Source organism: Bradyrhizobium sp. USDA 4504 (assembly GCF_054063995.1).
The window spans coordinates 3750300-3763687 of sequence record NZ_JBSSGV010000001.1; the positions used below are offsets into that span (position 1 = coordinate 3750300).

Consider the following 13388-nt stretch of genomic DNA (forward strand, 5'->3'; position numbering starts at 1 on the left):
AGCCGTTATGCAGCAACTGTCGACAACGAACTCCGTTGTCGACTACAGGAGCTCGAAAGCAACTAGGAATTGAGTTTCCGTTCGCTTGGTGGGTAGTTCGATTGTCCAGCCAACCAACGCAGACGTGCCGAAGGCCAGCTCAGATGTCGGCTTCTGTCATCGTTCCTGACCTCCGGGCCATCGCGGAGATGTCCGGATACGAGAGTACAACTGATACCGGCCCCGGAGGCCCAGATGTCGCACTTTGACCCAAAGCCGACGCAGGGCAGTAAAGCACCGAAGTCGGCCCGAAGCGCTCATCACCCTTCCGGCACGCCAGCGAGGCGCCAGCCTTCACACAAGCGCTGCAGCCCGGCAAGGTAAATTGGATTGTCGCTTTGTTGAGCTGCGAGCAAGCGACGAATGGTGAAACCTGAGTTGAGCGCAAGTCCCGTTCTCGCAGCAGTTCGCGCCTCATCGAGCGCGCCGGTCAAGGCCAAGGCAGCGGCGAGCGATATATGAGCGAGATGAAAGTTACGGTTCGCCTCGGTGCTTCGTCGCAGCCAACTGACGGCTTCGACGTCTGAACCAAGCAGTAGCTTGGCCACGCCCGCAAAACACGCCCACTGGTAAGCGAAAACGTCGCGAGGAGAGAGCCGTAAAGCTTCGAGTATATGACCTTCGGTCTCGGTAGCGCGACCTATGTAGGATTTGGCGAAACCAAGGGCAGCATGAGCGTGGACCAAATTCGGAGCCAGCGCCAACGCATGTTCGAACTCACGGATGCCTTGGGCGGCCCGGTTCGTAAAGGTCTGGACCCAACCCCGAGCCATGTGGGCTGAGGCACTGTTCGGCCTAATCGACAATACCTTGTTCATCATCGCCTCGGCCGCCGCAAGCCGCGCGGGCCCATCATCCGTCGTAAAGCTACCTCCAACTACCGTATCAACATTTGCCAGACCAATCATTGCTTCGACGTTGCCGGGATCGAACTCCAGCGAGCGTTCGAAGAAGCCCCGCGCTTGCGTCACGCATTCAAGGCTAATCCCCTTCATGAACCAGGCCCGGCCCTGGAAGTACAAGTCCATCGCATCGGGATGCAGCGTACGCTCGGCTCGTCGCGCCTCAGCCTCGATGAGCTGGGCACCTAATGCACCGGCGAGCCTCGACACGATTTCGTCCTGCATATCGAACAGGTCGACGACAGGCTTCTCGAAGCGATCGGCCCAAAGATGCTGGCCGCTCCTGGCATCGATCAGCTGAACATTCATCCGAAGTCGCTTGCCGCTGCGTTGCACTGAGCCTTCGAGCACGTAGCGAACATTCAATTCGCGGCCGACTTGGCGGACATCGACAGCTCTGCCCTTGTATGAGACGGCGCTGTTCTGTGCCATTACGAATGAACCACCGATGCGCGACAGGTCCGTGGTCAGACTCTCGGTTATACCGTCCGCGAAATAGTCCTGCTCACGATCACCGCTCAGGTTCGCGAAGGGTAGCACGACGATGGATAGGCGCGGCGGCGCTTCGCCGGTTCGCTCAATTGGGCCAATCGTCTCATTTGCGGGCCTCCGGTCTTCCTTCACTGCGCCAACGAAGCGGAAACCTTTGCGCGGCAATGTTTTGATCAAGTGCTGTTTCTCGCCCGTGTCGCCGATTGCGCTTCGGGCGGCGTTCAGGCGAGTCGTTAGCGCGGCATCCGAGACGACGCGACCCTTCCAAACGGCGCCGACGAGGTCGTCTTTGCTGACGACGCGCTCCCTGTTCCGGATCAGGTATTCAATCAGGTCGAATACTTGGGGTGCGACAACGACCTCTTCCGTTGCGCGCTGCAGTTCGCGCCTGTCGGTATCCAATGCGTAATCCTCAAAAAGAAAACGCAAGCTGCATTCCCTCTCGCGGCCACCTCTGAAACCCCAAGAATAAGCTGCCCGTAAGGGAAATGTAAGCCAACTGTTAAGCGCGCCAGGGGATGTGCCCGCAATCTCGCTTGGCAGAAATAGACCAACCTGGACATTCCAATGAGCACCATCCACGGAACCAGTGAGTTTGGACCAGCAACGGCAAGGCGGCAGTTTTACAGTCCCCTCGAGGCATATTGGAATGCATTTCGTGAGTGGCGCAAACGCGAGAGGCTGCGTGCTGCGCTGGACGATCTGAGCGACAGAGAGTTGATGGATATCGGGATTGCACGGGGCGAACTCGACTACGTCGCCCGATCGGCGCTCTCAGCCGATCCGCGTTTCACATTATAGCTGCCCTAGTTTGGCCGGACGGGGCGATGCTGCCTTAGATCTGCCGGGGAAAGTCGATGAAGTCGGCTTTTGGCCCCTAAGCTGACGGTCTGCATGACCACCGGCTCTTCGAGAGTAACCGGAAGTCCCTTGGCTCGGCCGCCGTGGACGGCTTTTGACCCACAGCCGATATGGGACCTAGCCCGACGCCAACCCAATATGCTTTGATGCCGAAATCACCAATCTGGGAGCAAGTCCTTGACGGGCGAACGGATGGAACGACGGCTGGCGGCCGTGCTGGCGGCGGATGTTGCTGGGTACAGCCGCCTGATGGGAATTGACGAGGAAGGGACGCTCGCCGGCTTAAAGACCGTCAGAAAAGTGATCGTTGATCCGTCTATAGCTTCTCACCGAGGCCGTATCGTCAAGACGACCGGCGACGGTATGTTGGTTGAGTTTGGCAGCTCAGTCGATGCGATCCGCAGTGCAGTTGAAATCCAACGTAGCATGGCTGAGCATAATCCTAATGGGCCACAGGATCGGCGTATCGAATTTCGTATAGGCATCCACGTTGGTGACATCATATTTGATGACAACGACATTTTCGGGGACGGTGTAAACATCGCCGCGCGATTGGAAGGTATTTGTGACCCTGGTGGAATTTGCGTATCAGCTGTCGTCTATGATCAGGTGGATCGCAAGATCGATGTCTCTTTTGCGTCGCGGGGTCTGCAAAAACTGAAAAATATTGAGCGACCGGTGGACATCTATTTTGCCGTACTTAACGAGGCGGTCGACGCTAGTCGGAGCGTCCCCTCGGCCCAGCAGGTACAATATTGTAGATCAATTGACGGTGTGCGACTGGCTTACTCGCGAGTTGGGACCGGGCCGCCTTTGGTAAAAACCGCAAACTGGCTTAGCCATCTGGAGCTCGATTGGGAATTGCCAATTTACCGCCACATGCTGGTAGAGCTTGCGAGGCGAAACACTCTTGTTCGTTACGACGCACGAGGAAGCGGCTTGTCCGATTGGGACGTAAGTGAAATGTCGCTTGATGCTTGGGTGATTGATCTAAAAGCTGTTGTTGATGCGTCCGGGTTGGAACGTTTTCCACTCTTCGGCTATTCACAAGGCTGCGCGGTCAGTGTGGCTTTCGCAAACCGCTACCCAAACCGTGTATCAAAGTTGATCCTCTATGGAGGTTTCGCTACCGGACGCTGCAAGCGGCCATCCGTGACCGAAGCAGACCTCGATCGCTACAATGCCACTAGAACGTTAATACGAGTGGGTTGGAATTCAGATGAGCCAACTTTCAGACAATTGCTGACATCACAGCTCGCTCCGACAGCGACCGTTGAACAGGCAGCCGCCTTCAACATCATGCAGCGAAAATCTACCTCGCCAGAGAACGCTGTTCGCTACTACGAGACAGTGAGCAATTTCGACATTACTGAGCTATTGCCCGAAGTTTCTGTACCCACGCTCGTCTTACATGCCCGAGAAGAAATTATGCAGCCCATAGAAGAAGGCCGCCGCCTAGCCGCAGCTATTCCTGGTTCGAGGTTTGTATCTCTCCCTGGCAAAAATCACGTACTGTTGGAAAACGATCCCGGAATGGCCCAATTTCTCGAGGAGGTAAGGCAATTTTTAGAAATGGGGTGAATGCGAGCACTTCCGGTTTTGTGAAGGGTTTCGGATGCCGGCCGCATGATTGACGGCGCGGCACATTCGGGCGGCCGGCGTCCGAAAGCCTCCAAGGGAGGAAACCGCGCATGGTGGGCAGGAAAGTGCGGCGGGCTCTATGGGGATTTGAGCTCTGCAGGCGACCTGGCCGATGGAGTTCGAACCGGTGCAGCGGTCGGCACGACGCTGTCGCTATCATTGAATGGGCGGTGGGCGGCGTCGAACGCGATCAATGATGGACGGATGGGCGACGACCGATGAGCGTTCAGGTGCGCTCCGCCGTGGCCGGTCGATGAGCGGCGGGCATGGCGAGCAGCTTTGCAGAATGACGGTTGCGCGCTCATGACGTATCGATCCTGATGGCGCGGGTTGGCGCGGTCTGTTGATGGCTGGGCGTTGCGCCTCGCTCAAAGACCTCGATGACGATCATGCGACCGCCGCAGCATGGGCACGGCGGCTTGCCGGCGGCGATGGTCTCGGTGGGCTCATTCTCACGATCGCTGACGGCGAGCAGTTCGCGCGCGCGTGCGATATTGTCGGCGCAGGGGCCCCGCGCCAGCAGGCCGTAGTGGCGGATGCGGTGCAAGCCCTTTGGCAACACGTGGATGAGGAAGCGGCGGATGAACTCGAAGGTGGCGAGCGTCATCCGCTTGTGACGATTGCGGCCATCGACCCGATAATCCTTCCATCTGAAGGTGACGCCTTGCTGGTCGAGGGCGATCAGGCGGCTGTTGGCGATGGCGACGCGGTGTGTATAGCGCGACAGATAGGCCAGCACGGCCTGTGGGCCGCCGAACGGACGCTTGGCATAAACGACCCATTCCGTCTTGCGCGACGCTGCAAGCAATGCGGCGAATGATTGTGCTCCGGCGAGATGAGCGTCGTTACCGAAGAAGCTGAGGCGCCCGGCCTGGTGGAGGGCAGCAAGGCGACCCAGGAACAGGCGCCGGAACAGTCGTGAGAGCACGCGCACCGGCAGGAAGAAGCCCGGCCGGCAGGGTACCCAGCTCTGACCATCGAGGGAGATACCGCCGCCCGGCACGATCATGTGCACATGGGGGTGGTGGGTCATGGCCGAGCCCCAGGTGTGCAGCACCGACGTGATGCCGATCCTGGCCCCTAAATGCTTCGGGTCGGCGGCGATCGTCAGCATGGTCTCGGCCGAGACCTTGAACAGCAGGTCGTAGATGGCAGCCCTGTTGTGATAGGCGATGTCGGCGATCCGAGCCGGCAGCGTGAACACGACGTGATAATACGGCACCGGCAGCAGCTCGGCTTCGCGATCGGCGAGCCACTGCTTCGCCGCAGCGCCTTGGCACTTCGGGCAATGCCGGTTGCGGCAGGAGTTGTAGGCGATCGTCGTGTAGGCGCAGTTCTCACAGCGCGCGACATGGCCGCCGAGGGCTGCCGTGCGGCAGCGCTCGATCGCCGACATCACCTTCAACTGGTCGAGGCTGACGTGGCCGGCATGGGCCTTGCGCCACGCCGGACCATGGCTGCGGAGGATATCCGCAACCTCCAGAACCGGGCGGGACACGGGCGCCGTCAGCCGGGTGGCCGAGCCTCCTTCATCTTGATCGCGATGTGTTCCAGCGGACTCATCACTTCGCTGATCGTCTTGGTGGCGACCCGGGTATAGAGCGCCGTGGTGTCGAGCTTGGCGTGACCGGGCAGCACCTGGATCACGCGCACGTCGATGTTCTGCTCCAAGAGATGGGTGGCGAAGCTGTGCCTCAGGGTATGCAGCGACACGCGCTTGTTGATCTCCGCCATCTGCACGGCGGCATGACAGGCACGATTGAGCTGGCGCGTGGTCATCGGCTGCGCCGGATCGCGGCCGGGGAACAGCCAGCCCTGCGGCCGCGCCGCCTTCCACCAGGTCCGCAGCAGATCAAGCAGGTGCGGCGACAGCATGACGTTGCGGTCCTTGCCGCCCTTGCCCTGCTCGACGCGGATAATCATCCGCTTGCTGTCGATGTCGGCGACCTTGAGCGAGACCACCTCGGCGGCGCGCAGGCCGGCGCCGTAGGCCACGCTCAGCGCCGCCTTGTACTTCAGCCCCGGTGCCGCATCGAGCAGCCGCGCCACTTCCTCTGGGCTCAGCACCACCGGCAGCTTGCGCGGCTCGTGAATGACGTGGGTGTGCTCGACGATCTCGTGGCGCTTGAGCGTGACCCTGAAGAAGAACCGCAGCGTCGAGACGGTCTGGTTGATGGTCGGCACGCCAACGCCGCTCGATGCCAGATGCAGCTGGTAGCGCCGCACGTCCTCAAAACTCGCCGTATCAGGTGATCGCCCGAGAGAAACGCCGCGAAGTTCTTGACCCGTTGCACATAGTCATGTTGGGTCTTCGGCGCGAACTTCCGGATCGTCATGTCTTCGATCATGCGCCGGCGCAGCGGGCTCACTGCCTCGTCGGTCATGGGGATGCTCCTGTTTTGAGTGAAGGTTGCGAACCCCTCATCTCAAGACAGGACGCCTCGTTGCGCTATCCTCTCAGCCGTGCTGCCAGCCGTCGCGCCCTACCGCGCGAGCGGTTTAGTCCTCTGGCGCATAGCTGACGGTCTGCATGACGATCGCGAACGTCGGCTCTTCGAGGTGAACCGGAAGTCACCCGGCTCGGTCGCTATGGGCGGCTTTTGACCCAAAATGGGAATCAAAGCTCGAGCGCAGGTGAATCACCGAACGCAGCAGCACGCGCCGTGCCGGGTTGCTCGCGGCCGCGCGTTGCGGTCGGGCAACACTTTCTGGAAAAGCGTAGCGCCTACGGCTTCCGCCCATTGCGCATTTCCATTTTGATCCGAATGATCGATGCCGTCGCGTGCTGGGCGGTGCAACAGGGCTCGGATCGAGCCTTTGGAGGCTACGGGGTGATGAACCCGCGGCGAATTGCGACTCCGGAGTTGTGCGGGACGGTCGTTCTCGCAGGTTGGCTCCTTGCCTGGCTTGCCGGCTCTGCCGGCATCGGGAACAGCGGCGCAGTGTCCATCGAGGACCTCGCACCATCTCTCGCCGCCAACGCCGAACTGGCTGATACGCGACAGGCCACGGCAGTCGACAACGTCAGCAAAGTGAATGCTGAAGCAGCGATGGCTGCAGAACCCCTAACGGGGCCGGCGTCCGACACGATGGCCCCGCCGCAGGCAGGCGTCATGGGTAACGCTGTCGCCAACGCCGATGCGGCGATGGCGGTTGAATCGGTGCCGGCGACGCCCCCTGATGCGACAGCAACCTCGAGCGAGCCGAAGTCAATCGTCGTGGCTGCCTTGCCGGATTCGTCGCAGACGCTGCCGGTCGAAACATCGCCGGTGCAAGCGGCGACGGCGAGCCCGCCTCCAGTGTCTGGTGACACCGAGGAGGCCGCGAGACCCCTGGATATTTTCGAGGAGTGCCTCGTCGTCGATGTCTGCATCGACCGGTACCTGTGGGCGCTCTACCAGCGGACGCCGAAGCAAGACACCATCAGCGTACAAGAGCAGCGGAAAGTGACCGTCAAGAAGAAGCGCAAGACGGTGACTGTCACCAGGACGTTCACCAGGCGCGTCGATAACGATTTCACGTGGAAGGATCCGAAGGCGGCGGAGCGAATGGGCATGCCGATGATCGACTACGTGATTGGAGGGGTGGATCGGAGCTTCAAACTCAAGCTGTTTCACGCGCTCTACGCGGCGGAGCAGGCCGGGTTGGCGCCTGGCATCACCAGCGCGTTCCGCGATGACTACCGTCAATCGATCGCGAGCGGCCTGAAGGCGGCGTCCGACAAGTCATACCATGGCGGGAGCTTCCGCGGCGGCTATGGCCACGGGCTTGCCGTCGATGTCGTGAGCGTCAGAGGCGCGACGCGGGCGGAGCGTTGGGTCTCCACCGAGGCCCTTTGGAAATGGATCGATGCGCGTGGACCGGATTTTGGAATCGGGCGACCGTATCTCGATCGAGATCCACCACATGTCGCGCCGATCGACGGCAAGGAATACGCCGCTCACCGCGGCGGGACGAAAGCTCAGCACGCGGAAGCGGATCGCAAGAAGCGCGACCGGGGCGCTGTGCGGGTCGTGGCAAAACGATCAAAGACCGCAAAGGCGTCGAAGGGGAGAACGATCTGATCGGGTTCAGCTGCGCCTTCCAACACGACGCGGGCAACAATGCCTAGCAATCCCATCATCGTGCAAAAATACGGAGGCGTCTGTCTCGAAACACCAGCAAGAATCCGCGCGGCCGCGAGCAGTGTCGCCGATTTGCATGGCCGTGGTCATCGTGTCGTGGCGATCGTTTCAGCGATGGGCAAGACCACCGATGAACTCGTCAGGATGGCCTATCAGGTCAGCCCGCACCCCAATCGCCGCGAACTCGATATGCTCTTGACCACCGGCGAGCGCATCAGCATGTCCTTGATGAGCATGGCGCTGTCTGATCTCGGCGTGCCGGCGATCAGCTTTACCGGCAGTCAGGCCGGTGTCATGACCGACGGGTCCCATTCCTCCGCACGCATTCTGGACGTGCGGCCCATTCGCGTGCGCGAAGAACTCGATCGTGGACGCATCGTGGTTTTGGCGGGCTTTCAGGGCGTGAACCCGCTGACCAAGGAAATCACGACGCTTGGCCGAGGTGGCAGCGATACCACCGCGGTCGCCATGGCTGCGGCGCTCAAGGCGGAGTGCTGCGAGATCATCAAGGAGGTCGACGGAGTTTGCTCGGCTGACCCGCGCATCGTCGCGGACGCAAAACCCTTGCGTCAGCTGGATTTCGCATCCCTGTCCGAAATGTGCTTCTGGGGCGCCAAGGTCCTGCACTTTCGCAGCGTGGAGCTGGCCCACAGCCAAAACGTGCCTTTGGTCCTGAGAAAGCGGGGCGGCGCGCGACACAGCACGCAAGTGATGAAGGAGGTCGCAGACATGGAGAACGGAAAAGTCCTGGCCGTCAACTCGATGGCTCGCATCGAGCATGTGGAGATCGATTCGGCGGACCTCAATCAAGGCTTTGAGAAGTTCGCGCAGCATCTCCAGCAAAATGGCTTGCCTTGGCCGCAACTCCTCGCCTCGGCTTTCACCGCCGAAAAAACCCGCATCATGATGACTTGCGATTCTGAGACACTCGACGCGTTGCTGCGTACACTGGAACGGAGCAAAGACCTGCGCAAACAGCGCGAGACGCTGAGTTCGGTGAGCCTCACTTGCTTCGGCGGTATTTCCTCGGACCTGCCGTACAAGGCGGTTCAGATTCTGCAACGCCACGGAATCATCGCCGACAAGTATGTTTTGTCATCGCATTCGGTAAGCTTCTTTGTTCCGATGGAGAGCCGTGAGGCCGCGGTCATGGCTCTGCATTCGCTGATCTAGTTGAAATTTGGCAAGGGACGACGTTGCCCGGCCTCGCCATCAATACCAGCCGCGCCGACTATCGCGTGGTGAAGGAGTTCCGGATGATGCGCTTCACCGGTGAGCGGTGGCAGCCTTTCGGGCCGGTCGTCGCCGACTAGAGCCTTCCCCGTTCCGATTGAATCGGAACGGGATTCCATATCCATGGTTCAAACGCGTTTTCTTAACGCGAACCGGTACCGGCTTCGCTCCGGAGCGCTCGAGGCCGGATCATCGGATTGATCGATCGGCCTTCTCTGAGGAAATCCGAACCACTTATCAATGCCCGAGCCGCGCCTCCGTGCCGGCCAGCAGCCGCTGAATGTTGGCACGATGGCGCACGATCACGTAGATGCCGCCTGCGATCACCAGCAAGCGATAGGGCAACGGTTGCTCCAGGCCGCAGACGAGGACGATCGCCGTCAATGCCGCCAGCATCGAGCCGAGGGAGACAATCCGAAAGACAGCCACCACAGCGCCAAAGGCCGCCGCAGCGCCGAGGCCTACCGGCCAGGACATCGCCAGCAACACGCCGAGCCCGGTCGCAGCGGATTTGCCGCCGGTGAAATTCAGCCAGATCGAACGGCCGTGCCCTAGCAACACGGCAAGCCCGGCCAGGCAGACAGCCCAGGACACGCAGGTTTGCGGATCAAGCGCTGCCGGCGGCGTGACGGATGGCAAGGTGTACAACCAGGGATAAAACCAGCGGGCGAACAGGATTGCCGCTACGCCTTTCAGCACGTCGACAAGGAGCACCGCCAATGCGGGCCACTTCCCCAGGGTTCGCAATACGTTCGTTGCCCCGGTGGATTTGGAGCCATGCTGGCGGATATCGATGCCCCTCAGCAGCTTCCCCGCCAGATACCCCGTCGGCGTCGAACCGAGCAGATAGGCGATCGCCAGTCCAGCCACACCCGCGATCCAGAAGATCATGCCAGTCACCTCGATGCCCGCGGCGGCGATCAATCCTAACGCGGATGCCACCAGCGTCCGCCGATCACGACGCCTTCGGATGCGATCTTGCGATCGCCGGTCAGGTGCTCGCCGACCACATCGACATAGTCGAACGTCCCCTGCCGGACCAAGAGCAGCGTGGCGTCGCCGACGCTGCCCGGCTTGAGGCTGCCGAGCTCGGGCCGCCGCAATGCCATCGCGGCATTGACGGTGGACGCCGCGATCACGTCCGGCAGCGGCATCCCCATGCAGAGGAATTTCGACATCGTCGTCACCTGGTCGAATGCCGGGCCGTCGATGCAGAGCTGATGGATGTCGGAGGAGATGGTGTCGGGATAGAAGCCGTTGGCGAGCATCGCGCGCGCCGTCCTGAAGGCGAACGAGCCCTTGCCATGGCCGATGTCGAACAGCACGCCGCGCTCGCGCGCCTCCAGGACGACCTTCTTCACCGTGCCCTGCGCGGTCGCGGGCGTGTTGGGGAACGGACGGAACGCATGGGTCAGCACGTCGCCCGGACGCAGGCGCGCGAGCACCTCCTCATAGCTCGGCGGCGGATGGTCGATATGCGCCATCAGGGGCATGCCGACCTGCTCGGCAACTTCGAGCGCGATCTCGAGCGGCACCAGCCCCGAGGTGCCCGAGGCGAACAGGCCGACCCGCACCTTGATGCCGACGATCAGGTCGCGGTTCTCGTCGGCGACGCGCGCCGCATCGATTGGATTCATCAGCCGCAGCTCCTCGCTCTCGCCGACCATCACGCGATCCGAGAAGCCGAAGATGCCGGCGTGCGAGACGTGCAGATAGGCGAGGATACGGACCTGGCTCGGCTCGATCACATGCTTGCGGAAGCCGGCAAAGTTGCCGGGGCCGGCGCTGCCGGTGTCGACCGAGGTGGTGACGCCGGAGTTGCGGCAAAACTCCTCCGCATCGATGCCGAGCGAGGTGCCGCCCCAATAGACATGGGTGTGCAGGTCGATGATCCCCGGCGAGACGATCAGCCCCGAGACGTCGCGGACCTCGGTGGCGGGATCGGCTTGCAACTCACGGCCGAGCGCAGCGACCTTGCCCGCGGCAAAGCCGACATCGGTCACGGCATCGAGTTTCTGCGACGGGTCGATCACCCGTCCGCCGCGCAGGATCAAATCGAAAGGCATCGTGTTCTCCGGATTCGGTCCGGCACGATGGTCGACTTCGCCGGCGCCCGCAAGCCGCTCAACCGACCCGGGCCTGCTCAGAAACCGGCGCGGTCGCTGTCGCGCGATCCACGCCCTCGTCGGCGACCATGTCCGATCCCTTGTCCGCTTCGTTGGCCGACGCGACGATGGCCGCAATGGCAGGATTATGTGCCGCCTCCGAGGCAGCAATGGTCTCGCGGGCCCAGCGGTACGAGGATTCGAAGATTTCCTGATGGCGGTCGAAATCGGTGACGTCGATGCCGTCGGGCGTCGGGGGACGCATCACCATGTCGAGCGGCGTGGTCGGCAGCGTATCATAGCGCTGATGCGCGACGAGGCTTCGCCACAGCACGTTGACGGCGCTCGGCGCGGCCGGAAGCAATTTCTTGCGGAACGGCGTCAGTAGCGACGCAAACAGCTCTAGCCGCCCCGGCAGCGCGGCATAGTCGACGTCGAACATCTCGGTTGCCGGGTCGCCGAAATGGACCACCAGATTCGGTCCGCTCTTCATCTGGTGCATCTGCGCCAGCGGAACGTTGTCGACGAGGCATCCGTCGACCAGCATCGAGCCGTCCTTTGTATAGAACGGCGGCAGCAGACCGGGGATGGCGCTCGACGCCCGCACCGCGTGCCACAGCAGACCGGTGCGGATCAATTCGAGACTGTGCGTCGACAGATTGGTCGCGACCGCCGCGAACGGCCGCCAGCAGTCCTCGATCCGGCAATTGTGGCCGTACTGATCGGCGAGCGCGGCATCGAACGCCTTGTGGTCCAGCAAGGCGTAGCGCGGCCAGGTCGGGCGGCGGAAGCTGCGACTGGAGACGAAGATCTCATGCGTGCCGCGCTCGAGATGCTCGGCGTCGTAGTTCTTGGCAAAGCCCGCCGCCATCGCCGAGCCGACGCTGGTGCCGACAAAGATGTCGAACATCGCGCCGCGCTCACGAAACGCCTTGTAGACGCCGACATGCGCGGTGCCGAGGCTGCCGCCACCGCCGGCGACAAATCCGACGGCGCGACCGCACAGGAAGCGAACCAGGCTGTCGATGTCGAGCTGGTCCTCGAGCGCGACGTGATGATGCATGAAGCAGGGCAGCCGCGCCAGCCACGCCGCGGTGCCGCTGACCTCGTGGCGCCTGACGTCATGAACCCGGACGAGACGCCGCGTCGACGCCGGATGCACGGCGCAGGCGAAGCGTTCGATCTCGGTCAGATCGGGCGTCGGCGCATGGCCACGGCAGGCGAACACGACAAGATCGGCCTGGCGGATGGTTTTGCGCGCCCACTCCGATGCGTCGGGACCACCGAAATAGGCCACCAGCGGCGCGTCGTACTCGATCCTGTTGAGCCAGTCGGCGACCTCGGATGCGTCGAGCGCGCGGCCGGGAAACATCGCCTGGACCCGCGCGAGGTCGACGATCTCGGCACCCGCAGCGGCAAGGCCTTCGCGCAACCTGTGCTCAAAGGCGGCAGGCACCGGTTCCCGTCCGCCCGGGATCAGCGCGACAGTGCGCGCCTTCGGCGACGCCCGGAGCGGCAACAGACGCGCGGTCTCGGTGGCAAACCGCCGCGCGAGCGCAGCCAGCAGCGCCTCGACGATCTCGGGCGTTTCCCGCGCCAGCGTCGTATAGGCGGCGCGCGTCAACACCAGCACGCTGGTGTCGCGGATCGCAATCACGTTGGCCGTGCGCGGGATATTGGCAAAGAAGCCGATCTCGCCGACCAGTTCGCCGGCGCGAAGTTCCGCGATCGGTTCGGGATGACTGGTTCGGTACACCGCGAGCGCGCCATGCAGCACCAGGAACAGCGCGTCGGAGGCGCCGCCCTGCTCGACCAGCAGCTCGCCGCGCACGAGGTCGCGCCGGGTCATTGCGCCAAAGGCGATCAGCCGCTGCTCCGCGCTGAGGGTTCTGAACAGCGCGAAGTCCTCGGACACGTTTCCCCACGCAAACGTCGCGCTCGGCGGCACACGGTTCGAATGCATGATCCGATGTTAGCGCCGGGCCGTCGTC

General features: G+C 62.2%; 9 protein-coding genes and 1 pseudogene. 4 read left to right on the plus strand and 6 right to left on the minus strand.

The window, feature by feature from the left end:
* Window positions 1–299 precede the first annotated feature (299 nt).
* Window positions 300–1862 carry a winged helix-turn-helix domain-containing protein gene (locus ACVMB1_RS17495; RefSeq protein WP_057017589.1) on the minus strand — a complete coding sequence of 521 codons (1563 nt, stop codon included), beginning with the start codon at window positions 1860–1862 and terminating at the stop codon, window positions 300–302.
* Window positions 1863–2000: 138 nt separating this feature from the next.
* Between ACVMB1_RS17495 and ACVMB1_RS17500 the strand changes: the two genes are divergently transcribed.
* Complete coding sequence (locus ACVMB1_RS17500) at window positions 2001–2234, plus strand: DUF1127 domain-containing protein (protein ID WP_076831674.1); 234 nt, start codon at window positions 2001–2003, stop codon at window positions 2232–2234.
* Between the two features lie 237 nt (window positions 2235–2471).
* Window positions 2472–3875, plus strand: a complete 1404-nt coding sequence (locus ACVMB1_RS17505) for an alpha/beta fold hydrolase (RefSeq protein ID WP_307720402.1) — start codon at window positions 2472–2474, stop codon at window positions 3873–3875.
* 361 nt (window positions 3876–4236) lie between these two features.
* On the opposite strand, the gene ACVMB1_RS17510 is transcribed toward ACVMB1_RS17505, so the two are convergent.
* A complete protein-coding gene (locus tag ACVMB1_RS17510; protein ID WP_076831677.1) occupies window positions 4237–5433 on the minus strand; it encodes an IS91 family transposase in 1197 nt (398 codons plus the stop codon).
* An 8-nt stretch (window positions 5434–5441) separates the two neighbouring features.
* Window positions 5442–6319, minus strand: a pseudogene (locus ACVMB1_RS17515) (tyrosine-type recombinase/integrase).
* A gap of 357 nt (window positions 6320–6676) precedes the next feature.
* Here ACVMB1_RS17515 and ACVMB1_RS17520 point away from each other — a divergent pair.
* Window positions 6677–7999, plus strand: a complete 1323-nt coding sequence (locus tag ACVMB1_RS17520) for a peptidase M15 (protein ID WP_456848770.1) — start codon at window positions 6677–6679, stop codon at window positions 7997–7999.
* Between the two features lie 39 nt (window positions 8000–8038).
* Window positions 8039–9232, plus strand: a complete 1194-nt coding sequence (locus ACVMB1_RS17525; RefSeq protein ID WP_456848772.1) for an aspartate kinase — start codon at window positions 8039–8041, stop codon at window positions 9230–9232.
* A 297-nt stretch (window positions 9233–9529) separates the two neighbouring features.
* Here ACVMB1_RS17525 and plsY read toward each other — a convergent pair whose 3' ends face one another.
* Genes plsY through ACVMB1_RS17540 form a run of 3 tightly spaced genes read right to left on the minus strand, consistent with a single transcriptional unit; the run spans window position 9530 to window position 13312 of the window.
* Window positions 9530–10183: a glycerol-3-phosphate 1-O-acyltransferase PlsY gene (gene plsY, locus ACVMB1_RS17530; protein ID WP_076830239.1), complete on the minus strand. Its 654-nt coding sequence runs from the start codon at window positions 10181–10183 to the stop codon at window positions 9530–9532.
* 35 nt (window positions 10184–10218) lie between these two features.
* Window positions 10219–11358, minus strand: coding sequence for an amidohydrolase/deacetylase family metallohydrolase (locus ACVMB1_RS17535; RefSeq protein ID WP_076830122.1), 1140 nt, complete (start codon window positions 11356–11358; stop codon window positions 10219–10221).
* A gap of 58 nt (window positions 11359–11416) precedes the next feature.
* On the minus strand, window positions 11417–13312 hold the full coding sequence (locus ACVMB1_RS17540) for a patatin-like phospholipase family protein (protein ID WP_253623744.1): 1896 nt from the start codon (window positions 13310–13312) through the stop codon (window positions 11417–11419).
* Window positions 13313–13388 lie beyond the last annotated feature (76 nt).